This is a genomic window from Paenarthrobacter sp. YJN-5 (assembly GCF_015040095.1).
Classification (GTDB): Bacteria; Actinomycetota; Actinomycetes; order Actinomycetales; family Micrococcaceae; genus Arthrobacter; species Arthrobacter ureafaciens.
The window spans coordinates 260,696-281,289 of record NZ_CP053545.1 but is presented as its reverse complement, the minus strand read 5'-3'; the positions used below and the strand labels follow the sequence as shown (position 1 = coordinate 281,289).

At 65.3% G+C, this 20,594-nt stretch carries 16 protein-coding genes and 1 pseudogene; 11 read left to right on the top strand and 6 right to left on the bottom strand.

What is annotated here, in order from left to right:
• Window positions 1-10: 10 nt before the first annotated feature.
• The 3 genes from HMI59_RS22845 to HMI59_RS22835 all read left to right on the top strand — a co-directional run bounded on the left by HMI59_RS22845 (window position 11) and on the right by HMI59_RS22835 (window position 4,319).
• Window positions 11-1,765 carry a replicative DNA helicase gene (locus HMI59_RS22845; RefSeq protein ID WP_370583594.1) on the top strand — a complete coding sequence of 585 codons (1,755 nt, stop codon included), beginning with the start codon at window positions 11-13 and terminating at the stop codon, window positions 1,763-1,765.
• A 25-nt stretch (window positions 1,766-1,790) separates the two neighbouring features.
• Window positions 1,791-2,852, top strand: coding sequence for a hypothetical protein (locus HMI59_RS22840; RefSeq protein ID WP_193593897.1), 1,062 nt, complete (start codon window positions 1,791-1,793; stop codon window positions 2,850-2,852).
• 138 nt (window positions 2,853-2,990) lie between these two features.
• Window positions 2,991-4,319 (top strand): calcium-binding protein, encoded by a 1,329-nt coding sequence (locus tag HMI59_RS22835; protein ID WP_193593896.1) that lies wholly within the window; start codon window positions 2,991-2,993, stop codon window positions 4,317-4,319.
• Window positions 4,320-4,342: 23 nt separating this feature from the next.
• Here HMI59_RS22835 and HMI59_RS22830 read toward each other — a convergent pair whose 3' ends face one another.
• Window positions 4,343-4,795, bottom strand: a complete 453-nt coding sequence (locus tag HMI59_RS22830) for a macro domain-containing protein (protein WP_193593895.1) — start codon at window positions 4,793-4,795, stop codon at window positions 4,343-4,345.
• Window positions 4,796-5,057: 262 nt separating this feature from the next.
• On the opposite strand from HMI59_RS22830, the gene HMI59_RS22825 reads away from it, so the two are divergent.
• A complete protein-coding gene (locus HMI59_RS22825) occupies window positions 5,058-7,376 on the top strand; it encodes a DEAD/DEAH box helicase (RefSeq protein ID WP_193593894.1) in 2,319 nt (772 codons plus the stop codon).
• A gap of 92 nt (window positions 7,377-7,468) precedes the next feature.
• Here HMI59_RS22825 and HMI59_RS22820 read toward each other — a convergent pair whose 3' ends face one another.
• Window positions 7,469-7,696, bottom strand: a complete 228-nt coding sequence (locus HMI59_RS22820; protein ID WP_193593893.1) for a hypothetical protein — start codon at window positions 7,694-7,696, stop codon at window positions 7,469-7,471.
• Between the two features lie 413 nt (window positions 7,697-8,109).
• Here HMI59_RS22820 and HMI59_RS22815 point away from each other — a divergent pair, with 413 nt between their 5' ends.
• Together HMI59_RS22815 and HMI59_RS22810 are read left to right on the top strand one after the other, a co-directional pair.
• Entirely contained in the window at window positions 8,110-9,519 is a 1,410-nt protein-coding gene (locus HMI59_RS22815) for an amidase (RefSeq protein ID WP_193593892.1), read from the top strand.
• A 251-nt stretch (window positions 9,520-9,770) separates the two neighbouring features.
• Window positions 9,771-10,718, top strand: coding sequence for a 4Fe-4S binding protein (locus HMI59_RS22810; RefSeq protein WP_193593891.1), 948 nt, complete (start codon window positions 9,771-9,773; stop codon window positions 10,716-10,718).
• A 54-nt stretch (window positions 10,719-10,772) separates the two neighbouring features.
• Here HMI59_RS22810 and HMI59_RS22805 read toward each other — a convergent pair whose 3' ends face one another.
• A complete protein-coding gene (locus tag HMI59_RS22805; protein ID WP_193593890.1) occupies window positions 10,773-12,017 on the bottom strand; it encodes an A24 family peptidase in 1,245 nt (414 codons plus the stop codon).
• A 228-nt stretch (window positions 12,018-12,245) separates the two neighbouring features.
• Between HMI59_RS22805 and HMI59_RS22800 the strand changes: the two genes are divergently transcribed.
• Window positions 12,246-13,115 carry a sigma-70 domain-containing protein gene (locus HMI59_RS22800; protein ID WP_370583599.1) on the top strand — a complete coding sequence of 290 codons (870 nt, stop codon included), beginning with the start codon at window positions 12,246-12,248 and terminating at the stop codon, window positions 13,113-13,115.
• Here HMI59_RS22800 and HMI59_RS22795 read toward each other — a convergent pair.
• A pseudogene (locus HMI59_RS22795) lies at window positions 13,111-15,720 on the bottom strand (Tn3 family transposase); the annotation flags it as partial. The gene HMI59_RS22800 and the pseudogene HMI59_RS22795 sit on opposite strands and share 5 nt — an antisense overlap.
• A gap of 125 nt (window positions 15,721-15,845) precedes the next feature.
• On the opposite strand from HMI59_RS22795, the gene HMI59_RS22790 reads away from it, so the two are divergent.
• The 4 genes from HMI59_RS22790 to HMI59_RS22775 all read left to right on the top strand — a co-directional run bounded on the left by HMI59_RS22790 (window position 15,846) and on the right by HMI59_RS22775 (window position 19,400).
• Window positions 15,846-16,460 (top strand): recombinase family protein, encoded by a 615-nt coding sequence (locus HMI59_RS22790; protein ID WP_193593888.1) that lies wholly within the window; start codon window positions 15,846-15,848, stop codon window positions 16,458-16,460.
• Between the two features lie 64 nt (window positions 16,461-16,524).
• Window positions 16,525-17,654, top strand: a protein-coding gene (locus tag HMI59_RS22785; protein ID WP_085959879.1) for an IS3-like element IS1133 family transposase whose coding sequence is annotated in 2 segments (ribosomal slippage) — window positions 16,525-16,771 and window positions 16,771-17,654 — 1,131 coding nt in all. Because the reading frame shifts where the segments join, the coding sequence is not laid out codon by codon here.
• Between the two features lie 106 nt (window positions 17,655-17,760).
• A complete protein-coding gene (aph(3'')-Ib, locus tag HMI59_RS22780; RefSeq protein WP_001082319.1) occupies window positions 17,761-18,564 on the top strand; it encodes an aminoglycoside O-phosphotransferase APH(3'')-Ib in 804 nt (267 codons plus the stop codon).
• Window positions 18,564-19,400 carry an aminoglycoside O-phosphotransferase APH(6)-Id gene (locus tag HMI59_RS22775; RefSeq protein WP_000480968.1) on the top strand — a complete coding sequence of 279 codons (837 nt, stop codon included), beginning with the start codon at window positions 18,564-18,566 and terminating at the stop codon, window positions 19,398-19,400. Before aph(3'')-Ib ends, HMI59_RS22775 begins: the two co-directional genes overlap by 1 nt.
• 41 nt (window positions 19,401-19,441) lie before the next feature.
• On the opposite strand, the gene HMI59_RS22770 is transcribed toward HMI59_RS22775, so the two are convergent.
• Complete coding sequence (locus HMI59_RS22770) at window positions 19,442-19,699, bottom strand: hypothetical protein (RefSeq protein WP_193593887.1); 258 nt, start codon at window positions 19,697-19,699, stop codon at window positions 19,442-19,444.
• Between the two features lie 135 nt (window positions 19,700-19,834).
• Window positions 19,835-20,578, bottom strand: a complete 744-nt coding sequence (locus tag HMI59_RS22765) for a hypothetical protein (protein ID WP_227471663.1) — start codon at window positions 20,576-20,578, stop codon at window positions 19,835-19,837.
• Between the last annotated feature and the right edge of the window lie 16 nt (window positions 20,579-20,594).

The window sequence follows — 20,594 nt, the reverse complement described above, 5'->3', positions numbered from 1 at the left end:
AGGCCCACGTGTGCCCATTGACGACCCGCAGGCGAGCCGGACCGTGCCCGCTACCACCACCACAAGGCCCGACCCGCGGGCCACCAGGATCAGGAGCAGCACCGTGCAGGACTACCAGGACGCCCCGCCTCCCCCGGACAACGGCCCGGACCACGGGTCGGAGCTCGCGCCGTACGACCAGCCGTACCCGCCGTCCCAGCACGCACCTTCCCCGGAGCCCTCCGACCGTGTCTCCGCGGTCGACTTCGCCGCCGAGGCCCGCGTCCTCGCCGCCCTGTTCACCGACCAGTCCCTTCTCGACGAGGTGGCCGAGAAGCTGAGCGGCGCCGACTTCGGCATCGTCGCGCACGAGCTCATCTTCGACGCCATGCTCGCCTGCGACTCCTCCGGCCGAGCAGTCGACGTCGTGACCGTCATCGACGAGATGACCCGCGCCGGCTCCCTGCGCCGCGCCGGCGGGATCGAGGCGGTCCGCAACATCGCCGCGGGCCGAGCCGACTTCACCGAGACGAGCGAAGGTCTTCTCGGCGCAGCCGTCGCCGAGTTCCCCACCTGGGTCGACATCGTCGCCGACCGCGCCGTCCGTCGGCGCCTCGCCATCGCCGCGCGATCCATCGCCGCGTCCGCCAGCTCCGGCGAGCGTGACTCCGCCGACCTCGTGAACGAGGCCGAGCAGGCGCTGTACGCGGTCTCCGACGCCAAGTCGGGCTCCACGATGAAGACGATGGCGCAGGTCATGGCCGGCGTGACCGCTCGCATGGCGAAGGTCCGCGACTCCCTTCTCGTCGGGCACTCCTATGGGTTCAAGGTCCTCGACGAGGTCACCGGCGGCCTCCAGCCCGGACAGCTCATCGTCATCGCCGGCCGCCCCGGGACCGGCAAGTCCAGCCTCGCCGTGCAGATCGGACGCCACATCGCGGACACCACCGACACGATGGTGCCGCTGCTCTCCTACGAGATGGAGCACGACGAGATCGGCATGCGCATGCTGGCCTCCGCGTCCGGTGTCGGTCTCGGCGAGCTGATGCGCAACCGCATCCCCGAGGGCATGGACCAGATCGTCGCCCGGGAGATCGAGAAGCTCAACGAGTCCCGCATGCAGATCGACGACGCCCCGAACCCGAACATCGCAGCGGTGTGCTCGGCGATTCGCCGGATGTCGCGCCGCGCCGAGCTCGGTGCGGTCGTCATCGACTACATCCAGCTGATGCAGGGCTCCGGCAAGCGACGCGACGCGAACCGTCAGGAGGACGTCTCGGAGATCACCCGCGCGCTCAAGCTGCTGGCCTCCGAGCTGAAGATCCCCATCATCGCGCTCTCCCAGCTCAACCGTGGCCTGGAGCAGCGGCCCAACAAGCGGCCGATGCTCGCTGACCTTCGCGAGTCGGGGTCAATCGAGCAGGACGCGTCGGTCGTGATCTTCACGTACCGCGAATTTCTGTACAACCAGGCCGTACCGGAGACCGAGGCCGAGCTCATCGTCGGGAAGAACCGTGGCGGCCCCGCACCGGTCACCGCGTACGTCGACTGGCACGGCGCGCAGACCCGGTTCGTGGACTCCGACCGCACCGAGCCGACGGCCGGCCTCGTCATCCCGAACGGTGACGGCGGCTACGGTGGCGGTCACGGCGGCGGACCGGCTGCTCCCGGCGGCTTCGGCTTCGGTGGCGAAGGCGGCTTCGGTGGTGGCGGCTTCGGCGGAGGTGGTTTCGGTGCCGGTGCGCCGGCGCCCGGCGCCGACCCGTTCGGCAACAGTTTCAACTGACCCTCCAGCCTGCACGGTGGCGCTCATGACTCCTCAACCACATGACAGCGACGTTCCGGTGACTGCCACCGGTTCCGTCCCGACCCGCGAGAGCGAGGTCTCGGCGTACGCCGACCCCGAAGGCGACACGCCTTGGGCGATGCAGCTGGTGGTGCGCGTGGAGAAGGCCTCCCCGCCCTCACGGCAGCAGGTCGCCGCCCTCGCGGCCACCGCCGTCGCAGCTGTGCTCGGCGACCCTCGCGCGGTCAACGGTGGCGAGTGGCAGGACGCCATCGCCCGCTGGACCGACGGACGCATTCGCAAGCACTGCCGCCGAGCCCGCGGTGCCGCCTGGACGCGTGCCGAGGCCGCCGGCCCCGGCATCACCGTGAAGCGTGACGGTGTCGAGGTGCGCGCCTGCGTGCCGACCGCGGTCGACCAGATCCCCGCCGACATCGCACGCCTGCAGCTCACCTCCACCTCCGAGCTCCCCGACGTCCCCGTCGACGAGGCCCCGGAGCACGCACTGCACGTCCACATCCCCGCGGACCTCCCGTGGGGGAAGGCCGCTGCCGCGGCCGGGCACGCCGCGCAGCTCGCCATGCCGCCGCACTACCGGGCCCACGGCGTGAAGGTCGCGCCCTGGTGGGACGCCGGGTTCCCGGTGCACGTCACCTACCACGGGCCCGACACGTGGCCGGCCGTCGTCGAGGCGTGCCCGCTGCAGATCGTCGATGCCGGTTTCACCGTCGTCGAGCCCGGCACCGTCACCGCGGTCGCCTCGTTCAACCCCTTCGCGTCGGCCTCGCTGCCGTCGACCAACGATGCCGTGGTGATGTGCCCGTCGACCGTGCACGAGGGTGAGCCGGTCCCCGCCGCGCTGGCGGGCATGTTCGACCCGACCAACATCGGCAACGGCGCGAAGGCCCATCCGGCGTCGTACTGCGTGCGGTGCGCGGTCGCCCTCGAGGAGGGAGGCATGTTCATCCCGCAGGTGGCGCTCGTCCCGCAGACCGACGAGTCCTTCAAGGCCGCGCTCAACCCCGAGTTCGTCGCCAACTGGGACGTCACCAGGTACGAGTCCTACCGGATTTCCGTCGGCTCCTGACTGCTCCGGGAACTCACCCCGGCAGCCCGAGACAGTCAGCCCGCAGCATCCCGAGCCCCCGTCCGCACCACGCGGACGGGGGCTCGTCCGTGCACGGGGGACATGGCGCCAGAGGCCCCGTACGGGACCAGTAGAAGCATGCGCTCCTCCTCCGCCCGCCCGACCCGTCCTGTCCGCCGCACCGCTCTCGCCGCGTCCGTCGTCACCGTCGCTGCGCTCGTGTGCGCTCTTCCCGCCACCGCGGCGGTCAAGCCGAACAAGCCGGCCGCTGCCGCCGCGAAGGACACGAGCAAGAACGCTGCCAAGCCGAAGCCCGGGAAGAAGGCTCCGAAGACGAGCAAGGCGATGAAGGCCACCCGCGGGGACGACGTCCTGCTCGGCAACGGCAAGGCCAACCACATCACCGGCTGGGACGGCAACGACCTCATCAAGGGCCGCGGTGGTGCCGACCTGCTTCAGGGCAACAACGGCGACGACACCCTCGACGGCGGCGCCGGCCGCGACACCCTCGAAGGCCAGCCCGGAGCCGACAAGCTCATCGGCGGAGCCGGACACGACAACCTCGCCGGCGGCCAGGAGAACGACACTCTCTACGGCGGCACCGGGAACGACGAGCTCTCCGGCGGCACCGAGGACGACCTGCTCTACGGCGAGGTCGGCAACGACAAGCTGTTCGGCCACCTCGGGAACGACCAGCTCTGGGGCGGCCCCGGCGACGACATCGCCGACGCGTTCGGCGGCAACGACGTCATCTACGGCGAGGACGGCCGCGACACCCTCACGGGCTCCGACGGTGACGACGTCATCTACGGCGGTCCGGGTGACGACAACCTCCCGCCGTTCAAGAACCACGTCGGCGCGAACGGCAAGCCCGGTCCCGGCGGCCTCCTCGGCGGACCCGGCAACGACCGCGTCTACGGCGAGGACGGCAACGACCACGTCTCAGGCGGCGATGGCGACGACTACATCGACGGTGGCGTCGGCAACGACGAGCTCGACGGCGACCCCGGCAACGACACGCTGGTCGACGGCCCCGGAGACGACGACATCACCGGCGACGAGGGCAACGACATCGTCTACGTCGGCACCGGCGCCGACAAGGTCTTCCCCGAGGAGGGAGACGACATCGTCTACCTCACCAACGACGGGTCCCCGGACGTCATCCGCTGCGACGACATGGACGACGCTGCCGGGAAGGCCACCGCGGGTCTGAACGACCGCGTCATCTACGTCGGCTCCAAGGACCCGCTCGACGTCATCTGGCCCAGCTGCGAGTCCATCGAGGTCATCGAGGCCTCCCCGGATGGCTGGCCGTACGAGCCCATCCTCGCTCCCGTCGCCGTCCCGGCTGCCGCCGTGGCGGCTGCGGCCGCGGTAGGAGCTGTGGCTGCAGCGGCCGCCCCCGCACGGTCGATGCAGCCGGCCGCAGCTCCTTCGGGCGTGGCCTACATGTCCCGCGTCTGGTGACCAGCAGCTGGCCACGTCGACCGTCAGCGACGCGGCTGGATGACGAGACGCACGAGGACCGGGCTCGGTCCGGCGACGCGTTCCATCGTCGCGATCGTCGTCCGCGGCGTCATGCCACCGATCCCCGCCCCGATGAGCGGCAGCGCGACCGAGGCCACCTCGTGAGCGCGAGAATGCTCGAGGACCGCGATCAGCGCTGACTCCAACGCCTCATCGGTGGCGTTGCGGCCTGGCTCGTCCTGGGAGGCCAGGTTGTACACCCACCTGCCGTTCGGCAGGGGCCAGGGGAACAGCATCCCGGGGCGCAGGCGCTTGGCGAGGCACTCCTCGCGGTAGCTGTCGAACATGTCGGAGAACCGGCGACGGAACTCCACGGCGATGCCTCGGCCCATGACGCCTCGGCAGTTCACGCCGTGACCGATCGCTGCGACGTCGCGCTGGGCGAACAAGTCTCCCTGCACCTGCTCGAACGTCACACCTGTCTCCTTGCCGTGTCGTGCGGGCCCGGATGCCCGACGCCCTCCACTGTGCCCGCCAGCCGCTGCAACGCACTCGAGCCGACCGCTTCCCACGCGCGAACCCGTCCCGGTCGAAGAAGTTCCGCGGATCTGCCGTCCTGCCGTTTGCGGGACTCGGCGCGAGAGGCACGGTGCCCTGCAACGGCCCCCACCGCGGGCGCCGAGACGACTGTCGAGGACGAGCTCGAGAGTCGCACCGGACCAACAGGAAGGCGGCTCAGTGAGCAGGCAGGTACTCGCACGCAGCTGGCTTCGCGACATCGCACGCACGCACCGCCCCGGCACTGTCCCGCCGATGGTGCTGAACCTCGAAGCGCCGGACGTGGACACCATGCGCGACCCCGCCAGCCTGCTGCGCTCGTGCGTCCGCCTCACCGCTCTCCCCCACCCCAGCATCCACTCACTGCTGATCGCGGCCGGCGCTCGTCGCAACGACGGCGTCTACACCGTCGAGCTCGCACACGCTGACCTCCCTCAGGTCGCTCGGGCGCTCGCCCTTACCCCGTCGTCCACGTGGACGACAGCGAAGGGCACCACTCTTGAGCAGGCACTCGCTCCCCTGGTCGGACACCTCCCGCCGCTCGACGCCGGCAAGCGCCGACCCGACCGCATGGCCGGCATGCGCATCGTCATCGCCAGCAGTCGCCGCACCCTGCACCTCGACATCGCACTCGACGGCCCCCTCGTACGCGGATGGCCCATCGGTGAACCCGTCGGCCGCGGCTCTGCACGGACCACCACGCTCGACCTGACACCCAGCGACGCCGACGCGATCTCCGACGCGGCGCTGCAGCAGCGCCTCATCCTCACGACCGGAAGCCCTGCTCGGCTCGAGGAGATGTGGCAGCGAGTCGACTCCGGCGCGACCATCACGGCCGCTCCCGGTGCCCCCGGTCTCGCGCTCATCAACACCGGTCGCGACCTCCAGCGCCCACCGGCCGGCCCGGTCCCTGCTGCCACCGCTACTGCCTGGCTTCCCGCGCGCTCCACGAGCTACGCAGGCCGCGGGCCGCTCCCCCAGGTTGCCGTCTCCCCCGCAGTGACGCAGGCCGCAGCTGTCCACCGCATCCTGTCCGCTCCGACCCCGGTCGCTGCGCGCGAGCGCCTGCACCCGTGGCAGGACGCCTTCGTCGATGCGTTCCTTGCCTCCGGACCCGGCATGGTGAACTCCCTTCCCCCGGGCACCGGCAAGACGGTGTGCGCGTCCGCCGCCATGGCCGAGCACGCCGCCAGCGGCACCCGCTACCTCGGCGTGGTGATCGCTCCCAAGGTCCTGCGTGCCCAGTGGACCCGTGAGCTCGGCATCTTCTGCCCTGCGGTCTCCGTCGTCTGCCCGCCCAACGCGCACGAGCTGGCCTCGGCCCTCGCGGAATCCGCCGACCAGCCGGGCAAGCGCGTCGTCATCGCCACCCCCGCACTCCTGGCCGGCGTGTACGGCGAGTTCGCTCCCGCCCCGATCGACGACCTCGTCGTCGACGAGGCCGTCTACCTCAGCGCGGCCTCGTCGCTGCGCACGGAGGCGACGTGGTGGCTACGACGTCACGCCCGGCACGCGATGCCGATGTCCGGGACCCCGGACCAGCACGGACCCGAAGGGGTCGGCCGCCTCCTTGCGTTCGCGCGCGGCGAGGCCGACCTGTTCGCCGAGGTAAGCCTGCCCGCGGACTGGCGGCCTGCGGTCGGCCAGCTCGTGTACGCCGGCAACGACTCCCTCGGCAAGCAGCTGCCGCAGGTCCACGACACCGTGGTCACCTGCCCCGCCGGCCGGCTCGAGACTCTCATCGACGAGGCGGCCGCGAAGATGTCCGTCGAGCTCCTCGGACGAGCCAAGCCGTCCGCGCTGGAGGCTCGTAGGCTCCTCGACTCCTGGCGCCTCGGCCTCGCGTCACCGCGGGCGCTGCTGGAGTCTCGCCATCCGCTGGGCCGTCGTCTGCGCGATCAGCTCGAGGCCGACGAGGCAGACCTGAACTCGGAACTGGCTGCGGCCGGTGAGACGGGGAAGGTCGGCTGGGTGGTGTCGTGGATCCGCGGACGAGTGGACTCCCCCACCCTCGTGTTCTCCGACTTCCCCTCCGCGCTGGATGAGGTCGCCGCTGAGCTGCGCGCGCACGGCATCGCCTGCGCTTCCATCACCGGAGCCACCTCGGCCGCGGACCAGCAGGGTGCCGCGGCAGCGTTCACCACCGGCGACATCAAGGTGCTGCTGCTCTCCGGCGCCGGGCACCTGGGCTTGAACCTGCAGGTCGCTGACGCGGTCGTGCACCTGGACGTGCCGCCCAAGGCTGCAGCGATGGTGCAGCGCACCGCCCGCGCAGCTCGACTGGGCTCGGCGACCGACCAGGTGCACGCGATGGTCCCCGTCATCGAGAACGCCGGCGATCACCTCCTGCACGCAGCACTGCACCCCGACCTGCATCCCGAGCTCAACGCCGGACGCAGCACCGGCAGGGCGCGGTCCGGGAGGCGCAAGCAGTCGTCCGCACCTGCGCTGACCGATGGCGCCGGCCCACTGGACGTTCTCGCCGCTCTCGTTGGCTGACGGGGCGGCTCTCGCCCTGCCCCGCTCCGGAACGCAACGAGACCCCAGCAGAAGCTGGGGTCTCGTGGTGGTGCGGGGTCCGAGCCGTTGGCTCAGGGGAGGTTGATGTTGTCCTCGGCCACCGCGGGGGGCTCGGTGACGTTGGTGTAGGGGGTCAGGCCGCGGCCCTCGTGGACGATCGAGCCCACGTAGTGGGCGCCGGTCTTCCCCTTGTTCTTGCCCTTGGACTTGCCCTTGTCCTTGGTGCCCTTCTTGATGCCGTCGAGCGCGAGGGTCAGGGTGCCGCACTTGGCGGGGCCCTTGGCCTTGGTCGGCTGCATGCCGAGGACGCTGGCGTCGAACGCCAGGTGGCCCCTGCTCGGTAACCCACGAACATGTGTGAGTAAGGCCCCGGCCCGCAACCACTCAGCGAGTCTGAGCGGTCACCCCATACGGTCTAGACCGCGATGAGAAAGCAGAAATGTTTCGATTTGACAAGGCGGACTGAGGGACCGGGTGCAACAGTGTTCGCGACGTGCAGGTCAGGCCGTCCGACCCAGCGGGAGACCAGTGCCACGCGGTGTGACTCGACCGACGAGGAGCGGCGCCGGGGAGCCTGCAGAGTGTGCACCGTGCACTGTGGTGGTGGAGATCATGTGCGTTGAAACCACAGACGAGGAAGCTGCGGAGACCTAGCGTAGAGCCATCGACGGACGATCGTCAGTTGAGTCGTAACGCCACCCAAGGGGAAGTCATGTCAGATCAGTTGTGGTCAAAGAGTGCTACCGAGCTTGCCGGATTGGTTCGCTCCAAAGTCGTCTCAGCGACCGAGGTCGTAGAAGCACATCTTCAGCGGATCGAGGACGTGAATCCGGAGCTCAACGCCATTGCCGTCGTGCTGGCGGATGATGCCCGGCAGTCTGCCCGCATCGCTGATGAGAAGACTCGAACGGAGCCAGACCAGCTGGGCAGACTTCATGGCGTCCCGATCACCCTCAAGGTGAATATTGACCTCGTCGGTTCGGCGACCTCGGACGCCGTACCCGCTTTCAAAGACTTCTACCCGCCTATGAACACGCCTCTAGTGGATCGACTCTTGGGGGAAGGCGCCATAGTTGTCGGTCGAACGAACATGTCGGACATGGGCATGCGCATGACGACCGACAGCACGCTGCATGGACTCACGAGAAACCCATGGCATCCGGGGCGCACGGCTGGCGGATCGTCAGGCGGCGAGGGCGCCGCCCTCGCATCTGGCATGTCGGCGCTGGGAGTCGGGAATGATCTCGTTGGTTCTCTGCGGAATCCTGCGCATTGCTGCGGCATCTCGACTCTGAAGCCCACCCCCGGCCGTATTCCGTGGGCGGACTCAATCCTGCCGCCTGACGGCCCGCTCTCCTTCCAAATGATGTTGGTGCACGGCCCCATGGCGCGTCAGGTGGCGGACGTTCGGCTGGGCATGGAGATCATGAGCGGTGCTCACCCACGCGACCCCTACTCGGTTGACGTTCCGCTGTACCGCGCCGATTCCAACCAGCCGTTCAAAGTCGCCGTCATGGCGGCGCCTCCTGGAGCACCAACAGACCCAGAGGTGTCCTCTGTGGTTCGCAAGGCAGGGGAGGCGGTGGCCGCGGCTGGCTACGAAGTCGACGAGATCGATGCTCCCGAGTATTTAGAGACGAGGCAGATTTGGCTCGACTTCCTGATGACCGAAGTCAATGTTCTTCAGGATCTCATAACCGAACCGATGGGCCCTGCGGGACGCCAGTTCCTGAGCGACTTTGTCGACCTCGCGGCCCCGCTTGACCTTCCCGGGTACATCGACCTGTTTGTGCGGCGTCGTCGGATGAGCAGGGTCTGGAACGACTTTTTCCAAGAGTACCCGGTGATTATCGCGCCCACGTGGCTTGATGTCGCGTTCGAGCACGACTGGGACTTGAAGTCGGTTGCGGACACTGTGGATAACTGTGGGCCGATCGTGCCTGCCAACGTTCTAGGTCTTCCGGCGGCTGTGACCTTCGGGGGCCTCGCAAAGGGTATGCCTGTTGGTGTCCAATGCATCGCTGCGGCCTTCCACGACGATCAAGCGATGCAAGTCGCTGAGGTCATCGAGGCCGCTGTGGGAGCAACCCGCCCCGTCTCGCCGTTCATCAACGCTGGTTAGACCGACGATCGGCTCCGCCGCAGCCGTCACGCGATGCCCGAGCTTGCCATGTCTTTCCGCAAGCGGCTCGGGCCGCCTGTACTCGGTAAGGCCATTAGAAGTCTACGGATTGCGTGTGGGAGACCGCCGCTCTGGGATGAGTGTGTGGTGTGCCCACGATCGCGCGTGTAGCGGGCCACGGGAGATCCATCTGACTCGCACGGCGGACATTTCGGGCCTCAGGCCACTTGGTTGTTAAGAAAGGACGGCCCGTGACATTCGTCATCACCGGCGGTTGCTGCAACGACAGTTCCTGCATCCCCGTCTGCCCGGTGCAGTGCATCCGTCCAAGACCCGGAGACCCGGACTTCACGACGGCCGAGCAGCTCTACATCGACCCGGCGACGTGTATCGATTGCGGCGCTTGCATGGACGAGTGCCCCGTCGACGCGATCCACGGGGAGTGGGACCTGCCCAACCAGCTGGGTGATCACCTAGCCATCAACGCCGAGTACTTCGCTGACAATCCGATCGAGGCCTCGCCGCCGCCAGACCGACACCGGCGGGCGCTGCCGGCGGGATCGGAGGTGCGAGTCGCCGTGGTCGGCACAGGACCAGCCGGGTCCTACGCGGCGGCTGAGCTTTGCGAGATCGAAGGAGTTCAGGTCTCGGTCTTCGACCGCCTGCCCACACCGTTCGGCCTGGTCCGCGCCGGTGTGGCACCGGACCACGACAGCACGAAGCTGATTACCCAGCGCTTCGCCTCGGTGTTCCGCCGCGCCAATGTTCACTGTTATCTCAACGTCGAGATTGGCAAGGACCTCACGGTCGAGGAGCTGCTCGACTCGCACCACGCCGTCATCTGGGCAGCGGGCGCCTCGGACGACCGCAGGCTCGGGGTCGAGGGGGAGGACCTCGACGGCTGCGTGCCTGCACGCGAGTTCGTCGCTTGGTACAACGGTCATCCGGACCTTGGCCGCGTCGGACGCGTTCACCGCGACACGCTGCGACGACGACACCGGCGCGTCGGCGTTGGCCGGGGCGGCGAACGTGATGGCAGCGATGACGGCGACGGGCAGGAGAGCGAGCTTCTTCATGATTCCTCCGAAGAGTCGGTCCGCAGTGTGCGGCTCTGGTTTGTGGTTCCAGAGACCGTGCGGGCCCCGCCGAGCGGGCCAACCCCTACCAAGGGAGGCACTGCTCACGGAGGCGCTCACTGAGGTGCTCACGGAGGCGCTCACGGAGCTGGTGCGTGCCTCGAAGTGCCGCGACGGTCAGCGCATCGCGAGCATGAACACCGAGTCGTAGACCAGCCAGCAGCAGGCCACGACCCAGCCGACGCTGAGCCAGGGCCCGAACGCGAACGGCTCCTTGCGGTGCACGCGGCCGGCCAGGCGCGCGGCGAACCAGCCGAGGCCGCCGATGACGAGGCCGGCGAACACCGACCAGAACCCGACGCGGTAGTCGGATGCCAGGACGGGCGGCACCCCGACGGTCGCGATGATGAGCAGGGTGTCGCCGAAGCCCTGGCCGTCCATCCCGCGGACGAGGCGGAACAGCAGGTTCGTGCCCTCCAGCGAGATCCCGATGATCGCGACCATCATCAGTCCGGCGAGGATGCGGCCCGGGTCGCCAGCGGCCAGCGCTGAGGCGATCGCTGCGGCCCATGCGAGGCCGGTGCCGGCGGCCCACACGGGGACGTCGATGTAGAGGGTGTCGAGGTCGACTAGCGAGACTGCGACCGACATCGCGCCGAGCGCCACCAGGGAGACGAGGGCGAAGACCCAAGCCGCACCGGTGACCGGGAAGACGGTCAGCCAGCCCGGGATGAGCGCCGCGCCGGCCGCGCAGACGAGTGCGGTGACCGCGCCCCGCAGCCGGGTCGTGGGGGTGGCGGCGCGCGCCAGGGGCGGGTCGTCGGTCGAGGTGGAGTTCGGGTTGGCGGTCGGCACGACGAGGCCGGACCCGGAGAGGCGGTTGCGGTCGTTGCCGCACGCGATGACTTCCTCGGCCGCGGTGACGGTGGCGACGTCGAGAGCATCGCTGCTGGCGGTCACGTCCGCTGACAGCTCAACTCCGGCGACGAGCTCCTCGAAGCGGGCCAGGTTGAGCGCCGGCTGCGAGCTCGCGGTGGCGAGGAGGTGCCGGACCTGGTCGAGGACCTCGCTCCGGTGCGGGGCGAGCTGTTCGCCGATGCGGGCGCAGTCGTCGGCGTCTGCGTTCTCGCCGATGACGCCGTTCTCGCCGAGCGCGCGGACGAGCGCTTCCCAGATGTCGTGGTGGTGGGCGGCCGCGAAGTCGGTTGCGCGGACCTGGGCGACGTAGGGCCACCTGCGCAGGTCTCCGAGCACGCCGGCGAGGAGCAGGCCCTCGGCCTCGAGCGCCAGTGCGACGGGCTGCTTGAGGGTGCGACGTGCCGCGAACGACACGAGCGGGATCGACGCCAGCGCTGCCAGGGCCGCCGCAACGACGGCCGCGATCGGGTGCGGGAACAGGCCCGCGAGGAAGTCCTCCACCATGCCGCGGACTGTGCGGACGCGGGGCGAGGCCGCCACCCACCGCAACGAGCCCTCGCTGAGCGATCGTCAGGGTGGCGAAGTTCCTTGGCGCGGCGAGGACTGTTCCGCTGTTCCGCCGCGCCCACGGTGCCGTCCGTGACCGACAACGAAAGCCCCGTGACCGCCGCTGGCGGAACGGGCACTCTCACCAACCCCGGAGACGAGTCGGTGCACGCCGTCAACGCGCGGATGCGTCAGGAGTGGCTGCAGGCCGCTCTCGACTACTCCACCTCCGACAGCGAGACCGAGCGCGACTCCGCCAAGCTCCGCATGGAGGAGATCTGCACCAGCTTCCTGGTGAAGAACCGCAAGCTCGCCATGTCCGGCGCGAAGGACTTCCTCGCCCACGCCGGCAGCCTGACCTCGGACTACGAGCAGGTCGCCATGATGGCGCTGTGGGAAGCCTTCGCCGGCACCGACCCGACGCTGATGCACCAGGTCAGTTGGAGGACGAACCCCGCCGACACGGCCAGCGCCGAGCTGCTCGCTCGCGTCGCCGAGGCTGACCAGGCTGCGGCCGACCACGCCGCCGCCGGCAAGGAGCCGGAGGACCTCGAGGAGGAGGCGGACGTCGTCGCCTACCGCGAGTCCGTGCGGGCCTACCAGGACGCGATCGACCGAGGTCTGTACCTCGTCGGCGCGACGGGCTGGGACCCGGCGAAGTCCACCTTCGGTGGCTACTCGCGCGTGTTCATCCGCGGCGCCGTCCAGCGCGCCGTGGCGAACAACGAGTCCGGCCTGTCGTACGCCCTGTGGTCGCACCGACCGAAGGTCGAGACGGCACGCAAGGCCTGGATCGAGCGCCACGGCTCCGAGCCGTCGGTGGCAGAGCTCGCCAAGATGACCGGCCTCCGGCCGGACACCGTGCGAGCGATCACCACGCCCGCTCCCGTGTCGGCGGACACCCCGATCGGTGAGAACTTCACCATCGCGGACACCCTCGCCGACAAGCAGTATGAGGAGCTCGGCGACGACCGCGACCTCATCTCCGACGTGGTCGCGGCCGCCGCGGCCGACGGGGACATCAAGCCGATGGACCTGATGTCGCTGCTGTGTTGAGCCCGATCTGGGCACGCCGTTGGAGTTCGGCATCCAGAATCCAGTCGATCATGAACAGGGTGCGCTCGACGCGACCGACTTCCCGCAGGGCTGTCGCGAGCTCGTTCTGCCGCGGATAGGAGGCGAGTTTCCGCAGAATCTGGCTTGGCGCGACGGTACCGGCAGCAATGGTGGCGGCGATGCGCAGGATGTCGGGCCAATTGCGCTCGATCATGGCTTGGTTGACCTTTCCGCCGATCAACGCTCGCAGGTGCGCCGGGGCGGCCGACGGATTGAACGCGTAGAGCCGTTTGGATGGCAGGTCGCGGATGCGCGGAGCGAACCGGTAGCCGAGAATGGCACATGCGGCAAAGACGTGATCGGTGAAGCCGCCCGTGTCGGTGAACTGCTCGCGGATATGGCGTCCAGCATCGTTCATCAGCAGGCCATCGAGGATGTAAGGCGCTTCGCTTGCCGTTGCAGGAATCACCTGGGTTGCGAACGGCGCATATTGGTCGGAGACGTGGCTATAGGCTTTCAGGCCCGGGGTATTGCCATATTTCGCGTTGACCAGGTTCATGGCCTCACCTTGCTCTGTAGCGACGAAGAACTGTCCGTCGCTCGAAGCCGACGTGCCCATGCCCCAGAACCGGGCCATGGGTAACGCTGCCTGTGCCTCGACCACCATGGCCAGCGCCCGGTCATAGGCTTCGCCCTCGACATGCCACCGTCCAATGCGGATCAATTCCCAGAAGGTGTGGGTGTTTGTCGCATCCGCCATTTTGCGCAAGCCGAGGTTGATCCCTTCCGCCAAGATAACGTTCATTAGCCCGATCCGGTCAGCGCAGGGTGCTCCTGTGCGCAGATGGGTGAACGCTTCGGTGAAGCCGGTCGCCGCATCCACCTCCAGCAGGAGATCGGTGATGCGCGTGGGCGGGATCTGCTTGTAGAGATCGAGCACCAGATCTTCGGCGCCTGTCGGCGCGGCGGCTTCGAGTTTCTCGATATGCAGAACGCCGTTTTCAATCGACCCGCCCGGGATCGTGCCTGCGCGAGCGGCACGGCCAAGCTCGCGCAACCGCATGTCGAGGCGAGCTTGCCGGTCTGCCAGCCATTCCTCCGGCCGCAATGGCACAGCGAGACGACCGCCTTCCGCGATGGATTGTGCCGGAACGAGTGCGTGTTTCAGATCGCCATAGCGCCGGGACCTAGTAAGCCAGACATCTCCGGAGCGGAACGCATCGCGCAGATGGAACAGCACCGCGATCTCCCATAGGCGAGCGTCGCCAGCCCTCTGGGCCCGAAGGTGGCGATGCCATTTCGAGCTGGGCCGCAAGAAGCTGGTCATCGCGGCATCGTTCAAACCGGTACGAAGGGCCGTCACCGCTTCCAGAAGCGGCAGTGCAACGGGCGCAGCTCGCAGATCGAGCAGGCGCAACATGCGTGGAGCGTATCGGCGGAAGCGGTGATAACCGTCGAGCACATGATTGAGCGGATCGTCGGCCATGGTGGCGGTCAGCCTGGTTGCCATTGCAACAAGGGTTTTTAAGCCGTCCCACCCTGACCCACTCGCGATGACATCGCCCAGCGGCTGGCCATCATCCTGTGCATCGACCAGGGCGCCCCCGATCTCGGCGAAGGATTTCAGGGTGTCACGCACCACCCCCGCTTCGTCTGCGACCTTTGCATGGCAAATACGCTCCGAAGCACGGTAGAGACGGCCGACGATCCGGTCGTGGGTTTCGACCACTGCGTCGGCCAACATCGCCTGCCATTCCGAGACGCAAACAGCCAAGATCGCAAGCCGCCTGTCCTCCGGGAGATCGCGCATGCCGTCGGCATAATACCGTTCACCCTGCCTGCGCAGACGAGTCACCCGATGGGCAGGAACGCCGGCAAGCAGATCCTCGGGGAGATCGATGCGTTGCAGATATTCGAGCCGGTCGAGCAGCCGGTTGGCCGACGAAGAGTTCGAGCCAGGCTCGAACTGGCGCAGCCACACAAAACGGGTCACCCGATCATCAGCCGTCTCCTCGAGCAATGCCAGCAACTGTTCTCGGATCGACATAGGCAGCCGACTGGCGATCCTCGTCTCGATGCGTCGCTCGGCATCGACGAGAGCCGCGGCACAAAGCCGCTCGATCGTGGATGTCGCGGGAAGGACAGTGCGGGTGCGTCGGCACTCGGCTACGAAGCGACGGGCGATATCCTCGTTCGACACCGCCATCTCGGCTTCTCGGAACAACCATTCCTTCAGCTCGCTCGCACCACGTCCGGAGAAGGTGCGGAAGCCGTAGAGCCCCCGTAACTCGGCAAGATGCTCGTGCCGTGTTTCCTCGCGGGCAGCATAGTCTACGAGATCGTCGGCACCCAGGCCAAGCTGCGCTCCGATAAATTCGATGACCTCTGCAGGGATCAGTTCGCCTGGAGCCAGCACCCGGCCGGGATAGCGCAGGACACACAATTGCAGGGCGAAGCCGAACCTGTTGTGAGCGCGCCGACGCAGCCTGATATGCCCAAGGTCTTCATCACTCAGCGTATAGTGCTTGAGCAAATCCGTCTGTGAAGTCGGCAAGCGCAACAGCGCGTCTTTCTGCCGATCGGTTAGAGTGACGCGACGCGGCATACATGTTCCTTTTTCAAAATCTGATAGCGTTCAAGACGCTTTGTTTATGAAGCTGGTTGAGATACATTTCCAGAGGTCAATGCAATCGTGGCCGAAGCGCCGCCTCAAACCAACGTTTGTGATACATGCTGATCGGATATGCCCGCGTCTCCAAAGCCGATGGCTCGCAGTCTCTCGACCTGCAGCACGACGCCTTGCGCGCCGCAGGTGTCGAACGGGACAATATCTATGATGATCTTGCTTCCGGCGGTCGTGATGATCGCCCTGGCTTGACTGCCTGCCTCAAGTCATTGCGTGACGGCGATGTGCTGGTGGTCTGGAAGCTCGATCGCCTCGGACGATCGCTTGCCCATCTGGTCAACACGGTGAAGGAGCTGTCAGACCGCAAGATCGGCCTGCGGGTTCTGACTGGAAAGGGCGCTCAGATCGACACCACGACTGCGTCCGGTCGCATGGTGTTCGGAATCTTCGGCACCTTGGCCGAGTTCGAGCGGGATCTGATCCGAGAGCGCACCATGGCGGGTCTCGCCTCCGCGAGAGCGCGCGGTCGCAAGGGCGGACGAAAATTCGCGCTCACCAAAGCTCAGGTGCGTCTCGCGCAAGCCGCCATGGCCCAGCGCGATACTTCAGTTTCCGATCTCTGCAAGGAACTCGGCATCGAGCGCGTCACTCTCTACCGATATGTCGGTCCCAAAGGCGAGCTCAGAGACCATGGAAAGCATGTTCTCGGACTTACGTAGTGGACTTGCCTCGGTTTCGTTCCGGTCTTTTTGAGAGCATTATTTGTTATCAAGGAGACCATATATGTCATTAAAGCATAGTGATGAATTTAAGCGTGATGCAGTTCGCATAGCACTCACTAGTGGCTTAACACGCCGTCAAGTTGCGTCAGATTTAAGTATTGGGCTTTCCACGCTTGGGAAATGGATCGCATCAATTTCCGATGAAACTAAAATTCCTACCCAAGACACTGATCTTCTGCGTGAGAATGAACGTTTACGCAAAGAGAACCGTATCCTTCGGGAGGAGAGGGAGATATTAAAAAAGGCAGCAATATTTTTCGCAGTACAAAAGCTGTGAGATTTCAGTTTATTACGGATTACCGTGGCTCTCTCTCACGTTCACGCATATGTCGTTTGATGGGCGTAACAGATCGTGGTTTACGTGCATGGAAACGCCGTCCTCCATCACTGCGCCAGCGTCGTGATCTTATACTTCTAGCGCATATACGTGAGCAGCATCGGTTGTGTTTGGGGAGCTATGGTAGGCCGCGTATGACAGAAGAGTTGAAAGCGCTGGGCCTGCAGGTTGGGCAGCGTCGGGTTGGACGTTTGATGCGCCAGAATAACATTACAGTTGTTCGAACGCGTAAATTCAAACGGACAACGGATAGTCATCATACCTTCAACATTGCACCGAACCTATTAAAACAAGACTTTAGCGCAAGCGCACCCAACCAGAAATGGGCAGGCGATATCACTTATGTTTGGACCAGAGAAGGATGGGTCTATCTTGCTGTTATCCTTGACCTGTATTCCCGTCGCGTGATTGGCTGGGCAACAGGTGATCGATTAAAGCAGGATCTTGCATTAAGGGCACTGAATATGGCGTTGGCTTTACGCAAACCACCACCGGGTTGTATTCAACACACAGACCGTGGGAGCCAATATTGCGCTCATGAATATCAAAAGCTACTGCTCAAACATCAATTGCTGCCGTCCATGAGCGGGAAAGGCAATTGTTTTGATAACTCCGCAGTAGAAAGCTTCTTTAAATCATTAAAGGCTGAGTTGATTTGGCGCAGACACTGGCAAACAAGGCGAGATATTGAGATTGCAATCTTCGAATATATAAATGGCTTTTATAATCCACGCCGAAGACATTCAACACTCGGCTGGAAATCGCCGGTGGCATTTGAGAAAAAAGCCGCTTAAAATGAGAGATAGACCGGAACACAACCGGTGCAAGTCCATAGCAACTCGTTTCTTTTCGCAGGTTGAGCCACCTCCGCGCTTCATCAGAAAACTGAAGGAACCTCCATTGAATCGAACTAATATTTTTTTTGGTGAATCGCATTCTGACTGGTTGCCTGTCAGAGGCGGAGAATCTGGTGATTTTGTTTTTCGACGTGGTGACGGGCATGCCTTCGCGAAAATCGCACCTGCTTCCCGCCGCGGTGAGCTCGCTGGAGAGCGTGACCGCCTCATTTGGCTCAAAGGTCGAGGTGTGGCTTGCCCCGAGGTGATCAACTGGCAGGAGGAACAGGAGGGTGCATGCTTGGTGATAACGGCAATTCCGGGAGTACCGGCGGCTGATCTGTCTGGAGCGGATTTGCTCAAAGCGTGGCCGTCAATGGGGCAGCAACTTGGCGCTGTTCACAGCCTATCGGTTGATCAATGTCCGTTTGAGCGCAGGCTGTCGCGAATGTTCGGACGCGCCGTTGATGTGGTGTCCCGCAATGCCGTCAATCCCGACTTCTTACCGGACGAGGACAAGAGTACGCCGCAGCTCGATCTTTTGGCTCGTGTCGAACGAGAGCTACCGGTGCGGCTCGACCAAGAGCGCACCGATATGGTTGTTTGCCATGGTGATCCCTGCATGCCGAACTTCATGGTGGACCCTAAAACTCTTCAATGCACGGGTCTGATCGACCTTGGGCGGCTCGGAACAGCAGATCGCTATGCCGATTTGGCACTCATGATTGCTAACGCCGAAGAGAACTGGGCAGCGCCAGATGAAGCAGAGCGCGCCTTCGCTGTCCTATTCAATGTATTGGGGATCGAAGCCCCCGACCGCGAACGCCTTGCCTTCTATCTGCGATTGGACCCTCTGACTTGGGGTTGATGTTCATGCCGCCTGTTTTTCCTGCTCATTGGCACGTTTCGCAACCTGTTCTCATTGCGGACACCTTTTCCAGCCTCGTTTGGAAAGTTTCATTGCCAGACGGGACTCCTGCAATCGTCAAGGGATTGAAACCTATAGAAGACATTGCTGATGAACTGCGCGGGGCCGACTATCTGGTATGGCGCAATGGGAGGGGAGCAGTCCGGTTGCTCGGTCGTGAGAACAATCTGATGTTGCTCGAATATGCCGGGGAGCGAATGCTCTCTCACATCGTTGCCGAGCACGGCGACTACCAGGCGACCGAAATTGCAGCGGAACTAATGGCGAAGCTGTATGCCGCATCTGAGGAACCCCTGCCTTCTGCCCTTCTCCCGATCCGGGATCGCTTTGCAGCTTTGTTTCAGCGGGCGCGCGATGATCAAAACGCAGGTTGTCAAACTGACTACGTCCACGCGGCGATTATAGCCGATCAAATGATGAGCAATGCCTCGGAACTGCGTGGGCTACATGGCGATCTGCATCATGAAAACATCATGTTCTCCAGTCGCGGCTGGCTGGTGATAGATCCCGTCGGTCTGGTCGGTGAAGTGGGCTTTGGCGCCGCCAATATGTTCTACGATCCGGCTGACAGAGACGACCTTTGTCTCGATCCTAGACGCATTGCACAGATGGCGGACGCATTCTCTCGTGCGCTGGACGTCGATCCGCGTCGCCTGCTCGACCAGGCGTACGCTTATGGGTGCCTTTCCGCAGCTTGGAACGCGGATGGAGAAGAGGAGCAACGCGATCTAGCTATCGCGGCCGCGATCAAGCAGGTGCGACAGACGTCATACTAGATATCAAGCGACTTCTCCTATCCCCTGGGAAAACATCAATCTTACCGGAGAATATCGTTGGCCAAAGCCTTAGCGTAGGATTTCGCCCTCTCCCGCAAACGACCCCTTTCAAGCCGCGCCTTCTCGCGGAGGGCCTCGGCGAGGTCAGCACCCGCTGAGCGGGCCTGGCCTTCATGCTTGTGCTGGAATTCCAGGACAGAGGTTTCGAGCTCTCCCATGGCGCCCAGCACAACGGAGAGGAAATTGTCGCGGCCGTGCTGGTAGGACTCCAGCGGGCTCGCTGTGGTGGCGGTGGTCATGGGACTCCCAGGGTGTGCGTCGGGAAAAGCATTTACCGTAACAGTCTATCTTCTTTACACCAAGCGAACAAAACCACAAGCGGCAGCAAAAAGCCCCGCTGCTCGACTGCGCAGCGGGGCTTTTTAATCGGGCGTTTAGCGGCTCTCCCAGGCCTTCGCCACGGCGTCCTTGACGTTAGCCTTGATGGCAGCGGTCGCGGCAGCCGCCTTGATCTCAGCAGCCTTCTTCTCCTCTGCTGCCTTAGCTTCAGCAGCCTTCGCCTCGGCCGCAGCGGCTTCCGCAGCAGGAGCTTCGGAGGCAGCCTGTGCTTCAGCTGCGACCGCGGGGTCAACCTCGGCGCCCGTTGCGGCATCAACCCATCCACCCTGGGCATTCTGCTGTACTGCGGCCCCGGTGCTGGGGTTCACGTAGGTTCCCCCGCCTCCCCCCGAAGGAGCAGTGTAGGACGGAGCGGTGTAAGAGGGGGCAGAGCCACCGCCACCGACCAACGGAGCACGGTAAACCGGCGCTGGAGCTGGAGCGGGAACGGGCGCCTGGTAGCCCGGTGCAGGTTTGGGGGCAGGTGCAGTGGCCGGAGCGGGCGCCTGGTAAACGGGAGGTGCGGGAGCCTGGTAAACCGGGGGCGCCGGTGGCTGGTAGCCGGGTGCGGAAGGTGCCGTGCCGGCCCCGCCTCCCCCTGGGCCGCCGACATTCCCGCTGCCCGAGCCGTTACCGATTCCACCGCTGGAGTTCGGGGCGCAGGTTCCGCCCATGGCGCCACCGAGGTTTACCCAGTGCATTCCCGCCGGGCACCCTGCCGCCTGAACGGGCGCGGCGCCGAACAGCAGGGAGGCTCCCAGTGCCGAGGCCGCGAGCAGGCCGGTCATTGTGCGCTTCAAGTTATTCTCCATTTCT